Below are 26,892 nucleotides of genomic sequence, written 5' to 3' on the forward strand. Positions count from 1 at the left end.
AGGTGGTAACCAAAGAATAAGATGGCCCGCCTGTTTAGTAATTTTTAGATGCGTTTGCTCTTGTAGAAGCTTGCGCGATCAATTACGTGATGCATTTACGGTTGAGCTTCAAGATTAGAGTCTCTTTATATCTAAAGGACTTAACAATAAATAAAGTCTTGCCATATAAAGAACCAATCATATTGGTTTTACTCTTTTGTCACCAATTGTGTTTGCCTATGTCAGATTTATCTACTAGGGTAGGGCTGTATAGCTAGAGGCTTTAAGTGTCGCTACTGCGAGGCTTAGTATTTGGTTAATAACTAATGTTAGTTGTTCTAACCTAGTCATGTTGACAGTCCAGACTCCTATCTAAGAAGCTAATAGCACTCAAATCCGCTTGCCTTCGTACAATGTGACGTATGAGATTTCCGTAGGCTAAATATAAATGACCTAAGAGAAGAATAGATAATTAAGAATTATACAGACCTGTCTGTATAATTTATACCTAACAGCTGTTCGGAAGTCAACAAAGTATTTCAGACAAATTGTAATTATATTTTATTTTAAGAAAGGTCTAATATTTAGAGGAGCTATGGTAGATAAGTACTATGCTAGACCACTAAAATAAAGATAGCTCGTTGTAAACTAATTAAAAGATTACAGTTGAGGGTGTTAGAGCTTTCTATAGCTGAAATAACTACTAGAAGAGCAGCTAACTTAATCAATATTCAACCGAGTACAGCAGCACCTTCCCATCATAAAATAATATTTGTTATAGAGTATTATTTATCTCTTGAAGTAGATGATCTCTGTGACGGTGAAGTCGAATTAAATGAGATTTACTTTGGTGATGTACGTAAAGACGAAAGATGTTGAGGTGCTACTGGTAAAACAGCGGTGTTCGGCATTTCACTATGGCACATCATATACTACAGATTCTATATTTTATAAAGATACAGACAAGTCTGTATACAAAGGAAAAATTCTAGTCTATACTTTTGTCTGTAACGAAGATATCCGATATCAGGCTTTGTTACTGCTTTGAAAAAATGAGACTAGAGCGTGTCCTAAATTTAATCGACCGCAATCTAAATAGATAAATCTTACTAAACAGCGTCAAATAGCTGTTTGAGTACTATTTTATTAAATGATGACTATTCCTAGAAAAAGTAAATGATATAAGAAATATACAATTGACTTAACAATTAAAAATAGTAAGTAACGTTTACCAACCAAAAACTTAATTTGGTTTAAGACCTTATGCCTGAAGGCTTATCTCAATTTTAAATAACCCTATCATTCAATAAACTAAAACTAGACAAGCTGAATACTTACATTCTTAAAAGCTTTTCAAACTAAAAATATCTAGATGGTAATAATCTTTTATGAACAATATTGTCATATATATTCTTATAGCGTCAGCTACTATAGCAAGTCCAGGACCAGGTGTTATCCTCAGTATTACAAACTCACTCACCTACGATAGAAAGAGAACTACTTACGGCATACTAGGATTATCTCTAGGCATGCTGGCAGTAGCTATAGTTTCAGCTACAAGCATCGGTCTACTAATAGCTACATCTAAAAAAGCATTTCTAACAGTGCAGATAATTGGAGCGATTTATATTCTTTATATGGGTGCTAAAATGCTCCTTGGAAAAAGGAACTCTCTAAAAATAACATCTACAACAGATAATGTAGAAACTATAAAAACTTATAATGGTTGGAATCTATTTAAGCAAGGATTATTTACATCTTCTTCTAATCCAAAACCTATTTTATTCTTTATGGCAGTATTTCCTCAATTTATTGATTCTAACCAAGCCTACTTGCCGCAGTTTCTACTACTTGCTTTGACATTCTGCCTCTTAGTAATAATTATCCACTCTTGTTATGCTGAATTATTTTCAGTCGCCAGTAAATACCTTTGGAAAGCTCAGGATAAACTGTATTTAATTACAAAAACAGGCGGCGTTGTTTTAATAATACTGGCATTAATTTTAGTTATAAATGCAGGGAAAACTCTACTAGGTGTTTGAGAAGACTATATTTTCAACATGGTTTTGATAATGAGCCATGAATTTACAATAGACTTTCCATCTCTAAAAGTAGTTTCATTAATTATAGCGCCATCTAAAATAATTCTAATTTGATCAGCCATAAGTTCTGGGTTTTCTATAGGACATTCTTTTAAGATGTTCTTAATAGTATTAGTAATCCACATCTTATGGTTGATTATTATGGAGTTAAGCTTAACATCATGCATAAATTCGTCTGTAGCTTTAATGAACATACAACCGAAAAAATCTTTCTGGTTGAACCAACTCTCATACCATTTTAAGAAAATTTCAAGCTTCTCTATCCCTTTTTTTTTACTTAAACTTAAAGTTTGTGTGATACTGTTTCTTATGAGTTCATCACGATTTATCAAACATTCTTGTATTAGATTATTTTTAGATGGAAAGTACTTATAAAAAGTCATCTTAGACACACTTGATTCGCGTATGATCCTGTCTACACCAACACTGACATATCCATGTTCATTAAACAGTTCACTAGCAGTTTTCAAAATATCTAGTTTCTTTTTTGACATAAAATAACTCTTTAATCCTTAACCTGCTTTAAGTATCGTCAAGCCCAAATAAACCCACTAAATATAGCTTAATACAATGAACTATATCTTATTTTTTATTGATAGTAATAGACAGAAAGGTCTGTTCATACTCAAGAAAGGATATAATTTATATGACAAGATAGCTAGGGAAAATACAATAATCCTACTTAGTAAAGCATTTCAGAATCCTATGGAATACTAACCAAAGCAAAGTGCTAGATCTTAAGGCAGCCCCCTATGGCAGAGTTGTCACCTCAAGAGATAACACCGAAGGAGTAGAGCAGAAAGCAGAAAGTAGTAACTAATATATCCTACTCGCCTCTTTGCGAAAACTACCATTCGTAGAGACCTGTTAACCCATTTTAATACTGTTTCCTACAATAGGAAGAACTAGATACAAACATTGAAATTATTTCAACTCTGGAATAGATAGAGCATCAATATCTAGATTTTAGCGTTTATATTACCTTTACGAGTGTATTATTCTTGAAAATCAGTTCTTAACTAAAATTGGTCACCACTGTTTATTATTGCTGCCTAAAAGTGAACTGCATGAGCTAGACTGGGCAGATGCAGATATACCTATCGCGAAATTACTTCAAATATAACTATAAGTCTTTCTATAAGAAAGGTATTCTCGTTGTTCTAACAAAATAAAGTATGTCAATCTATAAAAGATTATCTATTGCATTTTTGACCCAATCACTACTCTCTTTATCATGATGTCTAAACAAAGCTAACTTACCTTCGTAAGGGTCTGGGAATTCATGAGTTAAAGTTCCATTTAGTAAAGCGACCCTCATGAGTATTTGGAGCAAAAGTCCTTCTCTACTGGCAAAATTCTCATCATTATCAGCCTTATACACTATTCCGTTGAAACCTTTTAATTTATCACTATTCTTAAACTTCACTTGTCCAAACTCTAGTAAGTAATACTTATCTTCGCCTGTTTTTATTTCTATAACTAAAACTCTATTAGGCAAACGACTTCTTTCAGACTGTTCATGAAAGCTGGTCAATGACATCAGGCTAAACTCATCTACTGATTTAAACCCTTGATCAAAGGTAAACCACTGAGCATTACCTTGATACTCTTCTGCATATGCTTTAGCATTTTCCCAAATTCTAGCAAATCGAGACTGATATTTAGGGCTTCCTACAACTTCAAAACGAGTATTTGCTAAGCCCGTGGAACCATTTCCATGCTTATCCCCCAAACTAAATGATTGAGGCGATTCAGCTTTAATAAATTTAGTGTTTCTATCAATAGACCTAACTTTCGTATCACCTACGTCTATAATTTTATTAATTGTTACGAGTCTACCTTGACTCTCTATTTTTTCAACTATTAACACAGTCCCTAAATTATCTACTTGGTCGTCAGTGAAATCTAAATCTTCAACGTTATCTGGGACTATATATTGCCTAACATTCAAGACATTCTCACTTTCTGTCGAACCCCCAATACTCATTTTACGTCTAGGTTTAACGACAAAATTGATAGGATCAATATCTGGTTCGTCAATGTTAATGATATTTGCACATAAAACCTTACTTCCTATACATATACCTTTTAAACGCATAGTTAATGGTTTATGCCAAAAATCAATCTTTATAGTAGCTTCACCGCTAGTTTTATCCAACTGCACAGCATTATGTATCTCTTTTACTTTTTTTCTTACATCATCGTTGTATTTTAATTGGTGTAAAAATACTGAGTCTCTTTGAGTGAAGTTTAAAGGCAAAATTACATATTCCTCAATTCCTCTCGCTTTCATTCTTAGATCAACACCTTTATCTTCAATAATTAATTTTTTAAGAATATCTTTAAAACTATATTTAGTAATTATACGTTTAATATCTGTAGAATACCCATAATGGATTATGAACAGCGACAAAGGATGGATTACGAAATCTTGATTATTATTTGTTATATTTATCAGCTGGCTTTTGTCATAAGGAATAACTTTATCGAAATACTGTTCAGCGTCAAATGGTAGCTCACGGATTCTATCTTCTTCCTGACTATATTTTATATCGCGATTTGCTTTAGAATATGAATGAATTTCGTAGTTGTTATTTACTAGAATCTCATAGGTATCTAGAGAAAAGCGCTCTTTTGATTTGCCATTTTTCCATATGCTACCAAAAGGTAATTTATGAATATAGTTGATAGGAATGCTTACAGTCAAATAACTAGTGGACTCCTTTGGACCATCTTCTGTTTCTTTTAGATAAGTTGGCTGAGTTAAGTTAGCAAATATTACATCAACATAGACAATAGCATCATCAGCATTAGAGAATGTAGTGAACTCCCTTTTATACCACACGACAACATATTCGAAATCATTTTCAAAATGCTTTATCGTTGAGTTACAAGAACGTTTGATATGGTATTTTATCTTAAAAGAGTTCTTATATTTTTCTCTATGATTATCAATTTTAAAAAATTGAGCCATACGGTTTTCCTGTTTTTGACACCTATACCGTATCTTGCCATCAATTTCGCACTTTTGCCATTAATTTCGTACTATTACACCAGTAAACAACAACGAATGACCACCAGCTGCTGCAATCTCTAGCGCGCGTCTGGCATGATGCTGTCCTTTGACATCCGCTAAATCTACTTGATACCCGACATGCTTTGGCGTGGGACTGGGCTGCACCACTTCCAAGCAGTCATAAGTTGCGCTTGGGTCAGTCAGGGATTGCAAATGATCGCAAACTGCCTTTAGACTCTGCGCGGCCAGTATCGTCACGCCATCGACGCGACTGGCCTCACCCCCATTATCAACGGGTACGATAAGTTGCGGTGTCTGCGATAGTTTTGATGCTAGCCCTTCCGCTTTGATCGCGCGAGCAACTGCCAAACTGCCAGTGACCTGCCGCAGCTCACCGTTGAGTGCCAGCTCTCCTATAAACTCAAACTTCGATAGCACCTCTGGCTCAAGCTGTCCGCTTGCCGCCAATATACCTATGGCTATTGGTAAATCTAAACGTGCACCATCTTTAGGTAGATCAGCCGGAGCTAAATTAATCGTGAGACGCCGATTGGGAAACTGAAATCCTGAATTAAGAATAGCAGAGCGCACTCTGTCTTTGCTCTCGCGTACAGCCGCTTCAGGCAGACCGACGATGGTCAACGCAGGTAATCCTTGCGACAGATGAACTTCAATGATGACTTTGGGAGCATGCAAACCGACGACTGAGCGGGTATAGACTTGGGCAAACGACATCAGTGTTTTCCTAATATTAGGGGATGATTGATGATAGATTATTCTTTATCAGTGCGCAAATGTCGTGTTTTATCACTGGTATAGTGAGTAAATAGTGTTATATGATGAGCAAATGTTCGTTTTAATTTTGATCCTACTGGCTAAATACTGAGGCGTGTTTGATACCACTCTTGTTTGCTGATCAGCAAATATCAAGCCACTACTAGCGTTCAAAATCAATCAGAGCATGGATGATAAACGGATTTTATTGTCTATATAAAGCGGCTTTTTGCTATCCGCTTTATACACACCAACTAACCATGGATGGATAAGCTTATGAGCATTGATATGCTTCCTCAGCGTGTGCCTAGGCTCGCGCTACTCACAGTGGCTGTTTCTGTAGGACTGTCTGGTTGTTTCACAGATGGCGATAACGATCCTTTTGGTTCTGAGACTACCTACGTTGCAGATATTCAGCGCACTGAATTTGGCATCCCACATATTACCGCACAGGATTATAAAGGGCTCGGTTACGGCGTAGGTTACGCTTTTGCGGAGGACAACATCTGTTCACTAGCACGTGAGGTCGTCGTAGCCAGCGGACAGAGCATGCGCTACCTCGGTGACGACGGTGACGTAGACAGCGACGTTTTTTATACTTGGTATAACTCTCCAGAGAGACGCGCTAGTTTCTTGGCCGCTCAGGATCCCGAGACTATTGATGCTGTCACAGGTTACGCTGCTGGCTATAGCCGGTATCTACGTGATACAGGGGTTGATAACATCAATCCTGACTGCGCTGGCGCCGAATGGGTACGTGAGATTACGATTGATGATTTGCTGACTGTCTACGGCAAAGCAAACTTGCGCGGCGGCTTGTCTAACTTTGTCAGATCTATCGTCGCAGCAGCACCGCCTGATCAAGATATGACTATGGACAGCAGTAGAATGCGTACTGTCAGCCCAGAGCCAGTAGCTGATTTCGATAATTCAACAATCAATGCGATGAAAGGTGGTAGTAACGCCTACGCATTTGGCAGCGAGGTAACCGGTACTGATAGCGGTATCTTGTACGGCAATCCACATGAGCCATGGGAGGGCGTACAGCGCTTCTATGAGTTTCATTTGACCTTGCCAGGCGAGCTCGATGTGATGGGCGCCGCTCAACAAGGCCAGCCCTTTATTAATATTGGTTTTAATAAAGATGTGGCGTGGAGTCATACGGTCTCTACCGCCAAACGCTTTACCCTTTATCAGCTTAGCTTGGTAAATGGCAATCCTATGAAATACAATTATCAAAATAGTGACGGTGTATTTGAGCAGCGTGATATCGAAGAAGTCGAGGTAACGATTCAGTTGCCAGATGGTGGGGAGCGTGTTGAATCCTTATATCTATCTCAATATGGACCGATGCTGAATGTAAAAGCACTAAACGATCAGCTGCCTAACTGGGGTGATAACAATCTCGCTTATACCATTCGCGATGCGGCATCTGAGAATCCGCGTGCCCTCAATCAATGGCGTAGTATGAATAAAGCCACGAGCGTCGAAGACCTAGTCGATAGAATGCAAGATACCCTTGGTCTTGGGTTCGTTAATACCATTGCCACTGATCGCTACGGCAAGGCCTTGTACGCCGATATTTCAACCGTACCGCATGTCACCAAAGATAAGCTTGAAGCTTGTAGTGCCAATGCTGGTCCATTCCTTGGCGCATTGATTGCAGCAGACTTGCCAGCACTAAACGGAGCCACAGCTGCCTGTGAATGGGGTAATGATGCTGACTCGCCGCAAGCAGGTATTTTTGGACGCTCAAACCTTCCTTTCTTAATTCGTGATGATTACGTCGCCAACTCAAACGACAGTTACTGGTTGAGCAATCCTCAGCAGCCACTGACTGGGTTCTCACCGCTCCTACGTCGTCGTCTAACGCCATTCTTAGGACCCAATGCAGTAGAAGGCGTACCGTTACTGATGCGTTCGCGTATGGGACTGACACAGATCTCAGATCGACTGAGCAATACAGACCAACTTGGTGGCTCCACCTTTAATCTGGATAATATGCAAGACGTGGTCTATGGCAACCGCAGCTATGTTGCTGAGCTCGTACTCGATGATGTATTGGCAGACTGTACAACCAACCCTATGATGCCACTGACTAGCGGTGGTACTATCGATGCCACTCAAGCTTGTAATATTCTGAGCAATTGGGATCGCCGTAACAACCTAGATAGCAAAGGTGCTCATGTATTTAGAGAGTTTTGGCGCAGCGTCGACTTTACTGAAACTACAGATGATGCCTTCAATGTGAAGTTCGATGTCAATGACCCTGTCAATACGCCACGTGACCTGATTATCAATGATAATACGCGTCAGGCATTGGGAGATGCCATTAGCTACTTCAATGACAAAAATATCGCCCTTGATGCCTCTTTGGCAGACTTACAGTACGTCATCGATGCAGGTAGTAATAACGAAAAAATCTCTATGCATGGCGGACTTGGACGCGAAGGTATCTTCAACGTCGCTCAAGGCCCAGGACTCAATGAAGATGGTACTTATAAGCCAATCACTACTGGTCCTACCTATATGCAGACCGTAACTTTTGATAGTAATGGCCCTGTCGTAGAAGCATTGCTGGCATATTCACAAGCCTCAGACAGTACGCGACCGTACCACCGTGATCAGACACGCCGTTACTCAGCCAAAGACTGGATACGCTTGCCTTTTAGTAAAACTGAAGTCAATGACCAAGCGGTTGGTGGTACCATTCAACTGAGAGAGTAGCATTGGCAAAATGAAGTAGATAAGTAAAGCAGAAATATAAAAACCTCAGCCCAGTGCTGGGGTTTTTTTTATTCAAAGTGCTGGGGTTTTCTGTGTCAAAGTAACCGCTGTATTTTAATAGCTGAGCACACTGACCAACCACCCCACTGGCAATAAGGATTTGTTATACTAGCCATCATAAATTCGGTGATAAATACAGCTACCAATAACCTGCTCAAATATTCTTATCAGCTTTCTAAAAATGAGACTAGCATTCACTTACTGAACGACTAACCATATAAGAATCCGTATGTTCGGCGTCAAAACGAGGAATATCGCATGACAGACTACTCAGAACAACACACTCAACAGCCTTACAACCGTGCGGACGACTCGCCCACCACGGTGCGCCCTGTTATGCAACCAGACAACCCTTATGCCAGCACCCGCGGTAGCATCACCAGTAAGCAATTACCACCGTTCGATGAGACCATCATCAACAAGTATAATCGTTCGGGCCCACGTTATACCTCATACCCAACGGCGTTAGAGTTCACGCCGATACCGGACAGACTCGAGACGACTGCTCTTGAGACAAAAATTCTTCAAAATCGCGAGTCTCGTGCGCCCCTATCTTTGTATTTTCATATTCCGTTTTGTCGTCACCTTTGCTATTACTGCGCGTGCAATAAGATCATTACCAAAAAAAACAGCGACTCTGGTGACTATCTACAGTATCTAATCGCTGAGATTGCTCTGAAACGTCGTTTGCTATCTGCGCCAGATGGCAGCGAAAAACCACTGGTCAAGCAGCTCCATCTAGGCGGTGGTACACCAACGTTTTTGCGTGATGAGGAAATAGTAAAACTGTGGGCATTCTTGCAAACTCAGTTTGAGTTTTTACCTGAAGATGAAGGTGATTACTCTATCGAGATTGATCCCCGTGAACTGGGTGACAATACCCTACAAACGCTGCGCAACCTGGGTTTCAATCGTATCAGCTTGGGTGTACAGGATTTGGATGAAATGGTACAAATCGCCGTCAATCGCGTGCACTCAGCAGAAATGATTGAAAATGTGTTAAATGAAGCGCGTAAGCTTGGTTTTGGCTCTATTAATATTGACCTCATTTACGGTTTACCGCATCAAACGCCTGATACTTTGGGCAACACTGTACAGCGTATTATCGAGATGTCACCAGATCGTCTGTCAGTCTTTAACTATGCTCACCTGCCCGAGCGGTTTAAAGCTCAGTGTCAGATCAAAGATGAAGACCTACCAACTCCAGCTGACAAACTTGCCATGCTCGGCAATACTGTCAATACACTGACCGAAGCTGGTTATCAATACATTGGCATCGATCACTTTGCCAAGCCTGATGACGAGTTGGCTGTTGCCCAGCGCCAAGGTAAATTACATCGCAACTTTCAAGGCTATACCATCATGGGCGACTGTGATTTATTGGGCTTTGGTGTCTCATCTATCAGTCAGATTGCCAATAGCAACACCCGCTATATATCGCAAAACGATACCGATCTACACACCTATCAAGCTAGAATAGACAAGGCAAAGTCTAACCCTCTTGTTATGCCTGCTGTAAAATATATCAAGACATCTATCAGAGATCGATTGCGTGAATATGTCATTATGAATCTGCTCTGCCACGATTATCTCGACTTTAAAGATGTGAACCAAAAGTTTGGTATCGATGCCATTACTTACTTTATTGATGAAATTCAACAATTAGGGACGATGCAAAACGATAGACTGATCGATATGGATGCAGCAGGTATTCGTGTCTTACCAAGAGGACGCCTACTTGGTCGCAATGTCGCCATGGTGTTTGATGAGTACTTGAAAGATAAACATAACAGCCATTTCTCAAAAGTGATCTGAGCTTACGACTCAAAAACCACTTATCAGCTATAAAAAAAGACCTCATGTGAGGTCTTTTTTTATGACTGGCTATCTACACTTTTAATTTATCACCAACCATACCTTTTACAGTGCTTAAGATATCTGCTGGTAGTACCACCATTTTTGAGTTATCAGACTCTGCCAGTTGGCGAATAGACTTGATGTACTGCTCACCAAGTAAGTAGACAATCGGCATCTCTTCATCACCCATCGCCGCTGTGATAAGACGAATCGACTCCTCTGAACCTCTGGCCAGTACCACTTGCGCTTCAGCATCGCGACGTGACGCTTCAAGACGTCCATCTGCTTCCAATATAGCCGCTTGTTTTTGGCCGTCAGCACGGGTGACTGTCGCTCGGCGTAAACGCTCTGCTGCTGCCTGCTCTTCCATAGAGGCTTGCATGGTTTGCGAAGGATTAATGTCTTGAATTTCTACGGTTTTGAGCGTAATACCCCAATCAGCGATGTCTTCTGAAATCGCTTGTTTGAGCAATGCCTTGATCTCATCACGACTCGATAAAGCATTATCAAGATCCATCTCACCAATGATTGAGCGCAATGATGTCTGTACTAAATTACGGATACCATGCTCATAATCTTCAATACCATAGACCGCTTTGTCTGGGCGTAGGATATTGATATAAGCGACCGCATTAGCGATGATGACCACGTTATCGCGGGTGATAACCTCTTGCGATGGGATATCTAGTACGATGTCTTTGGTAGTAACTTTATAGGCGATTCTATCCACAAAAGGAATAATAAGGCTAAAGCCAGGTTCTAGGGTCTGCTGATATTTACCCAGCCGCTGCACGACCCACTTGTACCCCTGCGGGACAATACAGACACTCTTAAAGACAGTAAAAACCACCAAGGCTGCTAATACCAACATCACGATACCGCCGCCATTTAAAATACTTAAGATGCTACTCATACGATTCTCCTTGATCCTCGCCTTGTTTGCCAGCGACGTGATTTATGTCCTTTTTATCTTGATTTAAAAATATTCGGTATATCATGCGCGTCATTTGCTAGTGCCTGTCTTTGTGGGGTCAGGTTTGTGCAAGCTCAGTCTATTCCCGTTAGGTTTTTTGGTAGACACTTGAGTATTTGCAGGTACTTGGCTATTGAGTGTCGGTGTAATATTTGGGCGTATCGTTTTGGGTGCTTGGAGGCGCTGTGTGGGAGCAACCACCAGCTCATCGCCGACCACTTTTAAGACCACCACGCGATCGCCCATCTCCACCCTCGCACCTGCTGTGCGGCATGGCCACTCGTCTGCACCCCAAACAGGTACGTTAAAGCGTATCATACCAGGGATACCTTTTTGCGGTTTGACCACGATCATACCGGTCTCACCAATCACCAAATTACTGCTTTGCGCCGCCTTTTTGCGACTCATGGATAGGGGCTTGATGTATTTGACCCAAGCCAGCATAAAAAAAACCGAAAGCGTAAGCCAGATCAGCACCTGAAATAATAAAGGAATAGGGAGCAACCATGCTAAGGCCGCAATGATCACAGCGGCTACGCCAAACCACAAGCTGGCAAACGTCGGCACAAACATCTCAACGATCAATAGTAAGAAGCCCAATACCAGCCAATGCCAAGGTTCAATCATCAAAAACATCTCCATCCTTGCCACCATTCCTATCTTTATCATTCCAGTTTTTAATGTATCATATTTTTAAGGATAACAATGCTTTAACCGTATTTCTGATACACATTTACATACTGTGCGCCCAAAATATCTGTTACGAATTTTAGGCAAAAAAAACGACCACCTAAGTGATCATTTTTTAGCTAAGGTTTGAGACTTAGAATTTGTAATGTGCACCAAGAGTTAATAGCGTAAGGTCTTCAGCAACATAGTCATATTCAGCTTCAACACTCATGTTAGGGTTGAAGTTATACCCTAAACCAATACCACCAGCGACACCACTATCACTACCACTGTTATTTTCAAAGTTGCCAAAGTCGTCGCTTATAGAAGCATCAATCTCGGCTTTAGCATAGCCTAGTTTACCCTTGGCATATAGACCAGTGTTAGGGAATGCATAGCGGTAAGTACCATAAGCACCATAGGTTTTAAGGTCATACTCAGCGTCAACACCACTATTACCTGTATCGACATCAGTATCACTAGAGCCTACGTATTCAATCTCGGCACCAAAGTTAGAATCAAAATTATAGCCAGCATATACACCGTACGCCGTTGGATCATCTAGATCATCAACATCTATCATGAACTTACCGGCTTTAATACCAACATACGATTGACCAGCACCATAAGAGATTGCTGCTTGCGCACTCATTGTCATTACTGAACCGACGATTGCTGCGAGTAACGCTTTTTGTAGATTTTTCATAGACTATTCTCAACCTTGGATTTAATAAACAAATGATTTGTTTAACCTTGAATACTACTCAACTATATTTCACTTGTTTTTAGTAGTGCGACATCATACCAAATTATCCAATAAAGTAAACATATGTTTTATATAATTTTAGACGAAAAAAAACGACCACTTAGAGTGATCGTTTTTTATTGCAGTACTTAAGCTAAATGCTTAATCTAGGCTAAATGCTTAGAATTTTAGCTGTGCACCAACAGTCATAAGATCTACATCATCACCTAACATGTCGTATTCAGCTTCAACACTGAAGTCAGAGTTTACTGCGTAACCAAGACCTACACCGCCAGCAAGATTGGTATCGTCTCTTGAACCATCAGATAAACCTAGATTAGTATTAGATGCTTCTACTTCAGTTTTCGCTACACCCAGCTTACCTTTTGCATATAAGCCAGTATTTGGGAATGCATAACGATAGGTACCATAAGCGCCATATGTTTTGGCATCGATGTCGCCGCCTCTATAGTCAGCGTCATCTGAACCAACATACTCAGCTTCTATACCGAAGTTAGGATCAAAGTTGTAACCAGCATACACACCATAGGCAGTTGGATCATCAGCATTATCGATATCTAAATCGAATTGACCGACTTTAGCACCAACATACGGCTGACCTGTATAGCCATTACCATAGTTAACAGCGGCTTGTGCGCTAACAGTAAGTAAAGAACCAGTTGCTAGTGCAAGTAACGTTTTTTGTAGAGTTTTCATTATTAGCTCCTCAGAGAAAATTGGGACAAACAAGTTGTTTATTTATAGTGGTCTTAGTGACCTATCGTCTTGTCTGCTAACGATGAGGATATAGTAACAAACTATTTCAGACACTCTGTCAGTGTTTAATGGTATGACAGTTAAAGTTTGAAAGCATTTATCAGTCCACTAGTTACAAAGGCTTAGATATGAAACCTTTTGTTACAACCGCTCCATTTGTGCAATAATTCCTACTCATTTCGCAGAATTTTTGCCAAATATTTGGTCAAATACGACTTAAATGATAAAAAATAAAGAGAAAAGATGAAAAAAGCCATCACCGATCATTTGCAAGTCGCACTTGCAGACCTCAAAGCAAAACAACAATATCGCCAACTGCCCGAGCTGCAACATCATGGTCGCTACATTATTAAAGAAGGCGAAGCATTACTCAATATCGCCAGTAATGACTATCTAGGCTTGGGCGGTGATACCGAGTTGCAGGCTGAATTCTTCGATCAGTTGGAGCAATCATCCGATACGCTGCCTCCCAAAATGAGCGCTACTTCATCGCGGCTATTAACGGGCAATGACACCCAGCTACAAACATTAGAGTCTGAACTGCAAAATTGGTACGAGAGCGCAGTAGAAAAACAAAACGTTCCTAAACAAAATATCCTTAACTCAAGAACAGCACTGGTATTGAATAGTGGCTATCATGCTAACCTTGGTATTTTGCCCGCGTTGACCGCCTTGCCAGTCAAGACACTTATATTAGCTGACAAGCTGGTACATGCGAGTATCATCGATGGTATGCGTTTGAGTCAAAGCAAACTGGTCACCTATCGTCGCTACCGTCACAACGATTACGAACATTTGGCTCGGTTTATTGAGCAGGCAGATGAGAGCGTTGAGCGCATCATCATTGTCACTGAAAGTATTTTTAGTATGGATGGTGACCGTGCTGACTTACTTCAATTAGTACAACTAAAAGCAAAAGATGCACGTATTGAATTATATGTCGATGAAGCACATGCTGTTGGCGTACTTGGCAAAACAGGTTTGGGCCTAGCAGAAGAAACACATACTTTAGTAGATATTGATTACTTGGTGGGGACGTTTGGTAAAGCCTTTGCATCAGTTGGTGCTTACATCATGTGTGACGATATCACAAAGCAGTGGTTGATAAACGCCATGCGTCCACTGATATTTAGCACTGCACTCCCCCCTATCAATCATGCATGGACGCGCTTTATTTTAGGAAAAATGCCAGCGCTCACTGATCAACGCGTACACTTAGCACAAATTTCAAGACAACTGAGCCAAGCCATCAGTCCTGAATATCGTGTCCCATCATCAGCACAAACTCCTACCTACGAATCGCCTATTGTGCCTTATATCTTGGGTGACAATGCGCGTACCATGGCAAAGGCAAAACAGCTCCAAGCCGCTGGATTTTACGCCTTGCCTATTAGACCGCCTACTGTTCCTGCCAACACCGCTCGCATTCGACTCGTTATGAATGCCAAATTGACCATCGCAGACTGCGAGCAACTGATAGCGCAGTTATGACATAGTCGTTTAGCACAAACGTTTGCGCTCACTATCAGCTGATTAGTGACTCACTTGGATAGAATAAAGCACATGACAATACTTAGCGCCCCTAATACCTTTAGTGTCCGAAAACAAACCATCGCTCATCACTTTGCTAGTGCCAGTGACTATGATCAGCACGCCAGTATTCAACGAGAAATCTGTCAGTATTTGCTCGCAAATATCGCTCATACGAAGCAATCAAGTGTGTTAGAAGTTGGCGCAGGTACAGGCCAGATGACTCGTCTGCTTGCTGAGCACATTCGTAGCCAACACTGGCGCATTAATGAGTTATGTACTGAGCAAGCTGCGACATTGCAATCGATACTACCAACTGCTGAGATAGTTATTGGCGATGCTGAAACGATGAATTTGGCAGCACATCACAGCCTAATCATTAGCGCCAATGCGATACAATGGTTTGACAATCCACTCAGCTTTGTCGCGCAATCAGCACAGCGTCTACAATCTGGAGGACAGCTGGTCTTTAGCACCTTTACGCCAAATAATTTTCTGCAAATCAAGACTCTCACTGGTCAAGGGCTGAGTTATCCAGACATTGATGCATGGCAATCAGCATTAGACTGTGCTGGTTTTAAAAATACTGAGCTTTCGGTTCAGCGCTATGATTTACCATTTCTATCTCCCTATGCTGTCTTAAAACATATGAAACTCACTGGCGTATCGACCAATCAGACACAACAGTCAGCCCATGATACTCAGACTTTTAGATGGACAAAGTCACGTCTACAGCAATTTGAGTCAGACTACTGGCGGTATTTTTCCGCAGAAAATGAAACAGGGCAACCTGTTGTGAATTTAACCTATGAAGTACTTGTAGTGAACGCCTTTATGCCATAAGCGCGCAGCACGAAATCAAGGCAGTAGCTGGGGCATATCATAAATAGCAAAAATAACAGCCATAAAAAAACGCATCTCGAAAGATGCGTTTTTTGATTTAACTGCTTGTCGATTTGTATCAACTATACCATTTTCAAAAACGTGAGTAGCAAGGAAAACGAGCGTAAGTACTACATTGAGTAGACTAGGCGAGTTTGACGCAGCTAAACGCGTTTTTGGAGTTGATATTATTTTTTGTCTTCGTCTACTTCAGTAAACTCAGCATCAACGACGTCGTCATCAGCCTGGTTGTTTTCTGCTGCACCTTCAGCACCTTGTTGGAACTGGCTTGGATCCATACCTTCTGCGCCAGCACCGCTATCAGCGTAGATTTTTTGGCTGATTGGCAAGAAGGCATTGTCTAATGCTTCAAGCTTGGCTTTGATTTCGTCATGATCGTCTTCTTTCGCTGCCGCTTCAAGCTCAGTGATCGCAGTTTCTACTGTTGATTTTTCTTCATCAGTAACTTTATCTTCTGCTTCTTTCAGTGCTTTTTGTACCGCATGAATACGACCATCTGCTTCGTTTCGAACTTGCGCTAGGTTAGCGAATTTCTCATCTTCAGCAGCATTGGCTTCTGCATCACGAACCATTTGTTCAACTTCTTCATCCGACAAACCAGAATCTGCTTTGATCTGGATGCTTTGTGCTTTACCAGTACCTTTATCGGTTGCTGAGATGTTCATGATACCATCAGCATTGATGTCAAAAGACACTTCGATTTGCGGTAGGCCACGTGGTGCTGGTGGGATATCCGTCAAGTCAAAACGACCAAGCATTTTGTTTTGGTTAGCGATTTTACGCTCACCTTGATATACCTGAATCGTTACTGCTGGCTGGTTGTCTTCAGCCGTTGAGAATACCTGTGATTTCTTGGTAGGAATCATGGTGTTTTTCTCGATAACTGGCGTCATCACACCGCCCATGGTTTCGATACCTAGGGTCAATGGCGTCACATCAAGTAGCAATACGTCAGTTTTATCACCAGACAATACCGCACCTTGAATCGCTGCACCCGCTGCAACTGCTTCATCAGGGTTCACGTCTTTACGTGGCTCTTGACCAAAGAACTGCTGTACGTTTTGCTGTACTAGTGGCATACGAGTCTGACCACCAACGAGGATAACGTCATCGATATCGCCAATTTTTAGACCAGCATCTTCAAGTGCAGTCTTACATGGACCGATTGTACGCTGTACTAGGTCTTCAGTTAGGCTCTCAAGTTTTGAGCGGCTGATAGTAACAACCAAATGCTTAGGACCACTGCTATCAGCGGTGATGTATGGCAAGTTGACTTCAGTGCTTTGCGCGCTTGATAGTTCAATCTTCGCTTTTTCAGCGGCTTCCTTTAGACGCTGCATCGCAAGAGAGTCACCTTTTAGGTTCACATCTTGCTCTTTTTTGAATTCAGCAACTAAGAAATCAATCAATGCTGAGTCAAAATCTTCACCACCAAGGAAAGTGTCACCGTTGGTCGCTAGTACTTCAAACTGTTGCTCGCCATCGACGTCTGCGATTTCGATGATTGAGATATCGAAAGTACCACCGCCCAAATCATATACAGCAACCGTGCTATCGCCTTGCTTCTTATCCATACCATAAGCAAGTGCCGCAGCAGTTGGCTCATTGATGATACGTTTTACATCAAGACCAGCGATTTTACCCGCATCTTTAGTTGCTTGACGCTGTGAATCGTTGAAGTAAGCAGGTACAGTTACGACCGCTTCAGTTACGCTCTCACCAAGATAGTCTTCTGCTGTTTTTTTCATTTTTTTCAAGATTTCAGCAGAAACCTGTGGTGGCGCAAGCTTTTTACCGTTGATTTCTACCCATGCATCGCCGTTGTCTGCTTTAGCGATTTTGTAAGGTACCATGCCGATATCTTTTTGCACGACTTTGTCATCGAAACGACGGCCAATCAAACGTTTGATTGCAAATAACGTGTTGCTTGGGTTGGTTACTGCTTGACGTTTAGCTGACTGACCAACAAGCGTTTCGTCGTCTTTATAAGCGACGATTGATGGTGTGGTACGCGTACCTTCAGCATTTTCGATAACTTTAACTTTGTCACCTTCCATCACTGCTACACACGAGTTAGTTGTACCTAAATCAATACCAATTACTTTACCCATAATCAATTGCTCCTAATTTGTTTTTAACTATAAATACTTATTTATCCAGACCGTAGTCGGTCACTTGTTGCTATATATCGGTTTGCCTGTTGTATTTTTCAAGGCAATAAATACGCAAAAACTGTCTTTCCTGTGGTTTTTTGTGAAAAACCTTCATATTAGTAGGGTTTAACCCCTAGAAATACTACTGACCAACACGAACCATCGCCGGACGCAACAGACGACCATTTAGGCTATAGCCTTTTTGTAAGACTGTACCAACTGTATCCGCTTCTGCTTCTGGGTCAATACCAACAGCTTCATGGAAGTCAGCGTTGAACTTTTCGCCTTGTGGGTCGACGGTCTCTACGCCATTTTTGGTCAATACAGCGACCAGCGCTTTATGAGTCAATTGAACCCCTTCAGCTACTGGATCGTTTGCATTTGCATTTTCCATAGCGCGCTCTAAGTTATCAACGATGTCGAGTAACTCTTTAGCGAATTTTTGCAGGGCGAATTTTTTGCTCTTATCTGCTTCTTGCTCAGCACGCTTTTGCGCATTGTAAGCTTCAGCATTAGCGCGCGCAGTACCTTCTTTGGCTTTTTTTACTTCGCCTTCTAGCTCAGCAATACGTGCTTTGAATGTGTCGAGGTTGATTTCGTTTTCGATAGTCGCCTCTTCACCTGAGTTGTTTTGCGGATCAAACTCTTTCATGGTTTCTTCTAAGATACTGTTTTGATGCTCAACATTATCGTGTACCACAGTCTGGTCAAGCGTTTCTTTATTTGGGGTTTGCTCGCTCATGATAGCTCCTTGGAATTTCAATAATAATGATTACGACAATAATAGTTACGACAAGACGCAACGACTCAGCCAATTGTTGGCTGTATTGAACCTTTATCAGATGCCTAACGATTCTTACTCATTGTTTTTATTAATGCGCTCTAATAGCTGATTGATAAAGGTGATACGTATAAATTTCAAGCCTAAAACGCAGGATTTTTTCGTATTTATGACAAATATAGTCAAAATACTCTTTAGCAGCGTTGCACAGTATTTTTCCGTTGTGTCAACGAATCTCCATATTTACTCACAAAACGTACAAAAAAACGTCAATTAGTCAAAACACTTTACTATTGCTATTCACGCCATTACTAAACAACACCCTGCTTTACGCACTACTGCCTTATTATTGCTACAAATATTATGACTTACATCAAAATGTACCTCGATGTAATCGTAAACACCCAAACCGTTATGAGAGATGTTATGTCCAATCCCACAGTATCATCAATCAATACCTTACTTAACAAAACCTTGATGGCGATGCACCTAGCATCGAATGATGAAACAGCCAATGGAACAAGAGAAAGTAGCGCACATGAGAAGCGTCTGAGCGTCAGAGAAAAAGTACTCAGCTACAACCCAGTTTCACAGTACCAACCACATACTTTGCATTATGCGATGAAAGGCTTTGGTTATTTGCCAACGCCGATACTAGAGGGCTTAATTGCCTATCTAAAAGGTCCGAATTCAAAACAATATCTTCATGCCAATGCACATTTACGCTTGATCCTCGCTGTAAATAGTCATCTGAAGACGCCTTTAGAGCTGACGCCCATGCATGAGCTTCGCGAAAGGTTTATTACCGATGCGGTGGCAATGCAGGCACCAAGAGTATGGCAGCAAGCTAGCGACAACATCCTGAACAATATTAAACCCTTTACCAAAAAGGGCGAAAAGCTTGTCAATTGGGAAGACAAGACGATAGCTAATGCTGATGACGGTGATATGACCATTCGCTGCTATCAAACGAAGGCCAATAAAAAACGCGCTAAAAAAGGGGCAGTACACAATCCTGACGAGACAGTGATGCTGTTTTTCCACGGCGGTGGGTTCTGTATCGGCGATGTCGATACACATCATGAGTTCTGCCATGCAGTCTGCGAGCAAACTGGCTGGCCTGTTGTTAGTGTCGACTATCGATTGGCCCCTGAGTGTCCTGCACCAGCCGCCCTCAAAGACTGTATCACAGCTTATGCTTGGTTGGCTGAACACTGTCATACACTAGGCGCGTTGCCATCACGTATCGTACTTGCAGGTGATAGTGCAGGCGGTGGTTTATCCACTTTGATCGCACAGCAGCTGACTGCACCGACCGAGAGCGCTTGGTCAGACTTGGGCGCTCAAGGTCAGAAGATGTACAAGCTTCTAGAGAGCCTACCAAAGCCATTAGCACAAATGCCGCTGTATCCTGTTACCGATATCGAAACAGACTATCCAAGCTGGGAGTTATACGGCGAGGGATTATTGTTAGATCATGCTGACGTAGCAGTGTTTGATGCAGCCTGCCTAAAAGACAGTCTCCTACCACGCCTACACATACTAAACTCACCCATGCTCGGTGATAACAGCAAAGTATGTCCGACTTATATCGTGGCCTCTGAGCTCGATGTACTGCGTGATGAAGCGTTTGCTTATGCAGAGCAGTTGAAAGGCTACAATGTGCCCGTTGAAACTCATACTGTTTTAGGTGCACCGCATGGTTTTATTCATTTTATGAGCGTGCATCAAGGTCTTGGGCAAGAGACAAAAGACATTATCAATGGGTTTTGTGGTTTTGTGCGCGATGTCATCAGTACTCGATCACAGCTGGCAGCATAGTGGTTTTTGAAGGTGCTTTACTTAAAGGTACTGTGATTTAAAGATGCCGCTATTTAAGAGCGCTATTACTTAGAGGTACCACTCAAAGACACTGCTTAAAAATGCTATTGTACGAATACATCAGTATATTGAAGGTACTGATCGATTAAAAACATCTATCAATCAGCATTACCAGACACGTTGATCAACCAGACCTCAGAGCGTGAACCCAATCTAAAGGGAATGCCCCAAAATCCATAGCCAGAGGAGACTACAAAATGTCCTTGGCCGATTGCTTCATATCCATAACCTAGTCTATTGATAGCACTGACAATAAAGTTAGCAGGAAACACCTGGCCATTGTGGGTGTGACCTGATACTTGCAGATCGATTGGTAACTGGCTATGCTCGTCGATATCACTCGGTCTATGATCTAGTAGAATCACTGGCTGTGAAGTATCCACTTTCGCTAACAGATCTATCGTGGCGACACGCTGACGTTTATGATTATCAAAACGTCCGACCAACCATACCTTCTGCCCTTCATGCTCTATACAAAATACGTCATCATTTAATAGATGCACATCTGCATCACGTAACGCTTGGCTAATTGGTCGCTCATGACCGTACAAATCATGGTTACCCAACGTCGCATAGACGCCATATGGCAAATTGGCACACAGTTCGGCTAGATTATTCTCCATACTATAATCATTAAATGCGTCTGTATTATCATCCATGATATCCCCTGGCATTAGCAGCATATCTGCACGTGTACTGTTCATCAGACGGGTGAGTCTATCTATTGCTGTAACCCCGAATAACCGTCCTAAATGTAAGTCACTTGCAACTGCGATGCGTAGTGGTTTGGCTAAAGGTTTATCAATACTGATAGACAAATGACGTACGATAGGGACATAGGCACTATATAGCGAAAAAATAAACAGTCCTAAGAACACGACTACTGCCAGTGCTCGCAGCCTAAGAGAAAGCGTATTTGACCCGTACCCTGTCTCACCTATTAGCGATACTACTAGCCAATAACCACCATACAAAAAGCTTACTACCAAAGCGGTTAATAGTATGAAATGCATGATCAGCATCCAGCCACTGACCCAGCGATAACTGTTCGCAAAGACTCGTTTTACACTAAGTACTAATAAGCCATTGGTGATAATAAACACGGCAGACCATACGATAGTTTGCAGTGTTTGGGTGATCCAAGGTTGTAGCCACCACTGTATACTCAACGCCGCACCTGCACTGAACAGCTGCAATAGCACAAAGATAGTAATAAAGAACGCATAGCGCATGATAGATCCTTGAGCATGATTAACTACAATATATGATGCTCAGAGCAAATAAAGCTATATAGAATAGCTTACTATGTTTCACATGAAACAATCGAAACTTATTGGTTTTGCTTTTCTAATGCTTGCTTGAGTGTAGTGTGTTCAAATGAATAACCTGCTTCCAACAATGCTTTTGGCAACACTTTTTGTCCATCGATGAGTAATGTCGACATCTCACCAAACATGAGCTTGAGCAAGAATTCTGGTAAAGTAAACACTGTCGGACGATGTAGCCACGAGCCAAGTGCCTTAGTAAAAGTGTGATTGGTCACAGGCTCAGGTGCTGTAAGATTATAGACGACTGCTGCTGTATTATTTTGCGTCTTTAAGCTATTGTTATTTGAGGTGCGGTCGCTTAAAACTCGGTCATTTGAAACATTACTACCTAAAGCCTGTTCGTTAAGACTCATAGCATCAGTAACTGGCTCACTGATATATTTGGCAGCTTTTGTATTAGCAAGATGCTGTTCGATAATAAAAATCACCGCACTTACCCAATCATCTCGGCTAATCCAACTCATAATTTGTTGTCCATCACCCAGTTGCCCACCAACACCAAACTTAAATGGTAGCAGTAACTTGGCCACCATACCGCCGTTGGGATGAATAACCACACCTGTTCGCACGATTGCTACAGGGACATCATACTCAGTTGCTCTGAGTGCCATATCCTCCCATTCCTGACACAGTGCATGCGCAAAATCTTCTTTGTAGTCGCTGTTTTCCGTTAGTGTTTTGTCGCCTTGCGTACCATACCAGCCAATGGCTGAGCCACTTACTAATAGCTTGGGCTTTGTGCTGATACGGGCGATGAAGTCGAGTATTGATTGAGTAGGTTTGATACGACTGGCAACCAGTTGCTCTTTGCGCTCATCGCTCCAGCGTGAATCGGCAATACCAGCACCCGCTAAATTTAAGATGACATCAAAGCTCGTCTCACACGTCGTAAGCTCATCATAAGTCATCATATTGATGTCATCAGGATGCGCCTGACTACTATCGCGAGTCAACCAAGTCACACTCACATCTTTATCTTGTTTACGATACCGTGCCAGTAGCTCTCGGCTGAACGCACTGCCCAAAAATCCTGAACCACCACTGATCAAAACATGCATACCCTACTCCCTATATGTACCCAATATTGCTTGTCACCAATATTGCAACTATGACTTATCGTTAAATGATTTGTTATTCCATAAATACCAAATGGTTATAACCATCGTCTGCTTTTTTGTGGTGTTTATCAAAATGACTTTTACATACTTTTGGTAAAGCAAGGACGAGATAAGAATAAGCTTAGTTGGGGCGGTACTCAGGAGAGGTATTTCTATTTTAGTGATATGACGATCGTAATCACTCGCTCAAGAACAGTTACTTTATATAAGGAACGCTGCTTCATAAATAATAAAGTCAAAAGGAGTTGTTGTAGAAGATTGCATTACAGTTTTGTGTAAAGGGGTATATTACATTTTAACGAATAACTAAGCCGGTCACAGCATCACGGATTTGGCTAGGAAGCGTGTAATGCAACGTATCCGCCTGCAAATACCCGATTTGCTTATCAAAATACGCATAGGCAGCATCGAAAGTACTGGCAGGTGATTGACCTGATGGGTTGCAGCTGGTCGAGACAAGTAAGCCAAACGGATTATGGGTACTGACCATCTGTTGACACAGTTTACGTATGGTCGGATGAGCAATGACTCTTACCGCGACAGTCTGATGCTCACCAGTTATCCAAGTAGGAATGGCTGTAGACAAAGCGTCAGGAATGGGTAGTAACCAAGTATGGGCTTGTCGGTTCTGTCGGTCATTGTCATCACTGCCTACCTGCCAGCTGTCAATGACTTGTTTTCGCTGCTCATCGTTTAACGCAACCAATAATGGTGTCAAGCGAGCTGCACTGTCAGTGATAACAATCATACCTTTGGCTTGTGGACGCTGCTTAATGTCCAAAATGCGCTGTACAGCCGCTTGGTTATAAGGATCACAGCCAATGCCCCAGACGCTCTCTGTTGGATACGCGAGCAGCTGTCCTTCTTTTAGCCACTGTGCAGCTTGAACGGTAGAATCAGTAATAAAAGATGTAGAGTGGCTCATAGCTGAAATATTTCATACTAGAATGGAGGTAGATGCTCATAATAGCATAACAAAAAGAGCAACTCAGAGCGCTACCATTATAGATGAGCCTTCTTTATATGTAGAAGCAAACATGTGTAACACTTTAAACACGTAGGTACCGTCCGCCCTGAACGCTAATAATACCCATTAGCTCAAGTTCCATCAACTGTCCGATGAGCTGTGATGGCTCAAGCTTGGTTGCGACAATAAGCGCATCCAAATCCTGTCCATGCCAATCGAGCTGCTCGTAGATTGCTGTTAAATGCTCAGGTATAACGGGCGCGCTACGAGTAGATTTGATGTTAGAAGGCTTCTGCTGGTTATTCGCTGTGCTAAGCGATCTACTATGCGATTTTTCGACATCTGAGCCTTCAGAGGACACTTTTGGAGAATGACTTATTGCTGGTTGATCGTTACTTAGGTCAGTAGTAGCGCTTGATGCATTATACGAGCGATTGTCGTAGTCGAGCTGAGCATTCACATCTTCTAGTACTTGCTCAGGATGATAGATCAAGGTTGCGCCTTCACGTATTAAGTGATGGCAGCCTTCGGCATTGCTGTTATCAATATGACTTGGAATCGCAAAGACTTGTTTGCCTTGCTCTGAGGTTAGACGGGCGGTAATCAGCGAACCACTTTTGATTGTGGCTTCGGTCACGATAGTGGCTAGACTGAGCCCAGCTACCAGACGATTACGACGCGGGAAAGTATGCTTGTGCGGCTGAGTATGCGGTAACAGTTCACTAATAATACAGCCACCTTGATCAACAATTTGAGCAAACAACTGGTCACGATGATTGGGATAGTTCACATCAATCCCTGTACCCATCACGCCAATAGTACGGCCTTGATAGTCCTGATCTGTCTGCGCCAAGGCTCCTAAGTGCGCTCGTTTATCCACCCCTATCGCCAGACCACTAGTGATAATATATCCTGACTGCGCAAGATATTGCGCCATATCAAAGGTAATTTTTTGCGCGTGTGCAGTGGGTTTGCGGCTACCCACAATAGCAATTTGAGCCTGATGTAGACGCGCACTATTCCCCCGAAAAAACAATAGTGGCGGTGGATCGTAAATCTGTAGGAGCTGGATAGGATAATCAGGCTGATCAGCAAACAGTAGACTATAGCGACTATCAACGAGTGCTTGCTGGATTTTATCGATACTAGCGCGCGTTTGATCTGGCTGCTCGTGGCGTTTGAGATGGGTGTGGTGCAGACCCAACTGCTTCCACGCCTCTACTGTGGCTTGCCAAGCAAGCTGCGCGTTACCATAAGAGGTGACTAGCTTGTGGTAGGCAGACAATGATGCATTCACCTCGTACCATAGCGACAATATAGCACGCTGATCGTCGGATAAAGAAGCGGTGACTGCCGTCATTTTATCTGTCTCTTATAAGCAAATTTAGTATGGCTGTTTTATCACTCGTATTTATAGATAAGGTGGTGGTAATAACTGGTCACCAACGTTGAGTGGTAGCTCAGAATCAAGTACATAAGCATAGCTGATGTGGTCAAATGTGTTAAACACCATTACCATCCCACTTGGCTCATTTGGCAAACGTACAGGCATATCGTTGTCTTTGGTGTCACGTACTAATGGACCTTTTTGATAGACAGTCAACACATCGCCTGGCTTGGCACCATGTAGGCTACCTAAGTTGATAGCGACCACACTACCTTTAGCAGCAGCACTAATGGAATCCATCACCCGTACAATCATACCGCCACGGCTAACGCTGGCAGGTGTTGGGTAAAATACTGGTGGAATAGCATTATCAAGCTCAACAAACACGCGATCGCCTTCGCGCACTTCTTTATCATAACTTTCGGTCAGCTGTAAGCTGGTAATACCATTCGTTTCTGTCGATGTGACAAGACCAGTCGCTACCTGTGTAACCTCTAATCCGATAACCTCTTGAGTTTTAGGATCGACATACAGATCACCCTCGCGGTATACGCCATAACGCTGACCGACGATAAGCGGTACACCTTTGGCATAGACCTTGTCACCGCTTGCAGTAATGAGGTTGCGGTTTTTTGACGCCAAAATATAAGGAGTAGTATTGAAATCTTCTGGATTTACAATAAGGGTTTTATCCAACCAGTGTTGGATAGCAGACCATGGAATAGGCGGGACACTATTGGCGGTTGAAGTAACAGTGACTGTACTCGCAACCATGTTACCCATCATTTGTTTTTCGATACCTGCACAGCCTTCACCCGTATCGACTCCGATCAAGGTTTTGCCTTGAATAACACAAAGGATCAGAATGTCATTAGGATAAATAAGATTTGGGTTTTTGATTTGTTTGTTGGTGGCCCAAATCTCTCTCCAGCGCCATGGACTGTCGAGATAGCGACCTGAGATATCCCACAACGTATCGCCTTTTTTGACAGTATAGCGGTTGGGAGCATCAGCTTTGATAGTAGGTGGCGGATTGTTTGCGTGTGCTGTAGTCATCAACATAGCACTGCTAAATGTCGTAACTAATAATCCTTTTGCCAGTGCTTTTGCTGTCTTTTTTAAGCTCATCTTCATGGTTATATCCACAATATGTACCACTGTTTTG

Annotated in this window: 19 protein-coding genes and 1 pseudogene; 6 read left to right on the forward strand and 14 right to left on the reverse strand. The window is 42.0% G+C overall.

Annotated features, from left to right (window positions below; all coding sequences use genetic code 11):
• The first annotated feature begins 1,367 nt into the window (after positions 1 to 1,367).
• Complete coding sequence (locus ACTXGL_RS03405) at positions 1,368 to 2,021, forward strand: LysE family translocator (protein WP_443524898.1); 654 nt, start codon at positions 1,368 to 1,370, stop codon at positions 2,019 to 2,021.
• 5 nt (positions 2,022 to 2,026) lie between these two features.
• On the opposite strand, the gene ACTXGL_RS03410 is transcribed toward ACTXGL_RS03405, so the two are convergent.
• From ACTXGL_RS03410 to ACTXGL_RS03420, 3 genes and pseudogenes are all read right to left on the reverse strand, one after another.
• The gene (locus tag ACTXGL_RS03410; protein WP_443524899.1) at positions 2,027 to 2,575 is read right to left on the reverse strand and encodes a TetR/AcrR family transcriptional regulator; all 549 of its coding nucleotides are present in this window, start codon (positions 2,573 to 2,575) and stop codon (positions 2,027 to 2,029) included.
• A gap of 689 nt (positions 2,576 to 3,264) precedes the next feature.
• The gene (locus tag ACTXGL_RS03415) at positions 3,265 to 5,055 is read right to left on the reverse strand and encodes a hypothetical protein (RefSeq protein WP_443524900.1); all 1,791 of its coding nucleotides are present in this window, start codon (positions 5,053 to 5,055) and stop codon (positions 3,265 to 3,267) included.
• A 78-nt stretch (positions 5,056 to 5,133) separates the two neighbouring features.
• Positions 5,134 to 5,832: pseudogene (locus tag ACTXGL_RS03420) on the reverse strand (magnesium chelatase domain-containing protein); the annotation flags it as partial.
• 315 nt (positions 5,833 to 6,147) lie between these two features.
• On the opposite strand from ACTXGL_RS03420, the gene ACTXGL_RS03425 reads away from it, so the two are divergent.
• Complete coding sequence (locus ACTXGL_RS03425; RefSeq protein WP_443524901.1) at positions 6,148 to 8,598, forward strand: penicillin acylase family protein; 2,451 nt, start codon at positions 6,148 to 6,150, stop codon at positions 8,596 to 8,598.
• 396 nt (positions 8,599 to 8,994) lie between these two features.
• Positions 8,995 to 10,473, forward strand: coding sequence for an oxygen-independent coproporphyrinogen III oxidase (gene hemN, locus ACTXGL_RS03430; protein WP_443525530.1), 1,479 nt, complete (start codon positions 8,995 to 8,997; stop codon positions 10,471 to 10,473).
• A 73-nt stretch (positions 10,474 to 10,546) separates the two neighbouring features.
• On the opposite strand, the gene ACTXGL_RS03435 is transcribed toward hemN, so the two are convergent.
• The 4 genes from ACTXGL_RS03435 to ACTXGL_RS03450 form a co-directional block, all read right to left on the reverse strand.
• Positions 10,547 to 11,428 (reverse strand): SPFH domain-containing protein, encoded by an 882-nt coding sequence (locus ACTXGL_RS03435; protein WP_319050837.1) that lies wholly within the window; start codon positions 11,426 to 11,428, stop codon positions 10,547 to 10,549.
• A gap of 90 nt (positions 11,429 to 11,518) precedes the next feature.
• Complete coding sequence (locus tag ACTXGL_RS03440) at positions 11,519 to 12,115, reverse strand: NfeD family protein (RefSeq protein WP_443524903.1); 597 nt, start codon at positions 12,113 to 12,115, stop codon at positions 11,519 to 11,521.
• Between the two features lie 196 nt (positions 12,116 to 12,311).
• On the reverse strand, positions 12,312 to 12,863 hold the full coding sequence (locus tag ACTXGL_RS03445; protein ID WP_443524904.1) for an outer membrane protein: 552 nt from the start codon (positions 12,861 to 12,863) through the stop codon (positions 12,312 to 12,314).
• Positions 12,864 to 13,082: 219 nt separating this feature from the next.
• The gene (locus ACTXGL_RS03450; protein WP_443524905.1) at positions 13,083 to 13,619 is read right to left on the reverse strand and encodes a porin family protein; all 537 of its coding nucleotides are present in this window, start codon (positions 13,617 to 13,619) and stop codon (positions 13,083 to 13,085) included.
• 303 nt (positions 13,620 to 13,922) lie between these two features.
• Between ACTXGL_RS03450 and ACTXGL_RS03455 the strand changes: the two genes are divergently transcribed.
• Positions 13,923 to 15,170: an 8-amino-7-oxononanoate synthase gene (locus ACTXGL_RS03455; RefSeq protein ID WP_443524907.1), complete on the forward strand. Its 1,248-nt coding sequence runs from the start codon at positions 13,923 to 13,925 to the stop codon at positions 15,168 to 15,170.
• A 72-nt stretch (positions 15,171 to 15,242) separates the two neighbouring features.
• The gene (locus tag ACTXGL_RS03460) at positions 15,243 to 16,052 is read left to right on the forward strand and encodes a methyltransferase domain-containing protein (protein WP_443524908.1); all 810 of its coding nucleotides are present in this window, start codon (positions 15,243 to 15,245) and stop codon (positions 16,050 to 16,052) included.
• 227 nt (positions 16,053 to 16,279) lie between these two features.
• On the opposite strand, the gene dnaK is transcribed toward ACTXGL_RS03460, so the two are convergent.
• Both dnaK and grpE read right to left on the reverse strand, forming a co-directional pair.
• Positions 16,280 to 18,223: a molecular chaperone DnaK gene (gene dnaK, locus ACTXGL_RS03465; protein WP_443524909.1), complete on the reverse strand. Its 1,944-nt coding sequence runs from the start codon at positions 18,221 to 18,223 to the stop codon at positions 16,280 to 16,282.
• 184 nt (positions 18,224 to 18,407) lie between these two features.
• The gene (grpE, locus tag ACTXGL_RS03470; protein ID WP_443524910.1) at positions 18,408 to 19,007 is read right to left on the reverse strand and encodes a nucleotide exchange factor GrpE; all 600 of its coding nucleotides are present in this window, start codon (positions 19,005 to 19,007) and stop codon (positions 18,408 to 18,410) included.
• Between the two features lie 465 nt (positions 19,008 to 19,472).
• Here grpE and ACTXGL_RS03475 point away from each other — a divergent pair, with 465 nt between their 5' ends.
• Positions 19,473 to 20,867 carry an alpha/beta hydrolase gene (locus tag ACTXGL_RS03475; protein WP_443524912.1) on the forward strand — a complete coding sequence of 465 codons (1,395 nt, stop codon included), beginning with the start codon at positions 19,473 to 19,475 and terminating at the stop codon, positions 20,865 to 20,867.
• Between the two features lie 158 nt (positions 20,868 to 21,025).
• Here the strand turns inward: ACTXGL_RS03475 and ACTXGL_RS03480 are convergent, their stop codons facing one another.
• The 5 genes from ACTXGL_RS03480 to ACTXGL_RS03500 all read right to left on the reverse strand — a co-directional run bounded on the left by ACTXGL_RS03480 (position 21,026) and on the right by ACTXGL_RS03500 (position 26,861).
• Complete coding sequence (locus ACTXGL_RS03480) at positions 21,026 to 22,159, reverse strand: metallophosphoesterase (RefSeq protein ID WP_443524914.1); 1,134 nt, start codon at positions 22,157 to 22,159, stop codon at positions 21,026 to 21,028.
• A 98-nt stretch (positions 22,160 to 22,257) separates the two neighbouring features.
• Positions 22,258 to 23,313 (reverse strand): TIGR01777 family oxidoreductase, encoded by a 1,056-nt coding sequence (locus tag ACTXGL_RS03485; protein ID WP_443524915.1) that lies wholly within the window; start codon positions 23,311 to 23,313, stop codon positions 22,258 to 22,260.
• Between the two features lie 355 nt (positions 23,314 to 23,668).
• Positions 23,669 to 24,298: an L-threonylcarbamoyladenylate synthase gene (locus ACTXGL_RS03490; protein ID WP_443524916.1), complete on the reverse strand. Its 630-nt coding sequence runs from the start codon at positions 24,296 to 24,298 to the stop codon at positions 23,669 to 23,671.
• Positions 24,299 to 24,422: 124 nt separating this feature from the next.
• On the reverse strand, positions 24,423 to 25,700 hold the full coding sequence (gene dprA, locus ACTXGL_RS03495) for a DNA-processing protein DprA (RefSeq protein WP_443524917.1): 1,278 nt from the start codon (positions 25,698 to 25,700) through the stop codon (positions 24,423 to 24,425).
• A gap of 51 nt (positions 25,701 to 25,751) precedes the next feature.
• A complete protein-coding gene (locus tag ACTXGL_RS03500; protein ID WP_443524919.1) occupies positions 25,752 to 26,861 on the reverse strand; it encodes a LysM peptidoglycan-binding domain-containing protein in 1,110 nt (369 codons plus the stop codon).
• Between the last annotated feature and the right edge of the window lie 31 nt (positions 26,862 to 26,892).

It is taken from the genome of Psychrobacter sp. T6-6, assembly GCF_052258185.1.
Taxonomy (GTDB): domain Bacteria; phylum Pseudomonadota; class Gammaproteobacteria; order Pseudomonadales; family Moraxellaceae; genus Psychrobacter.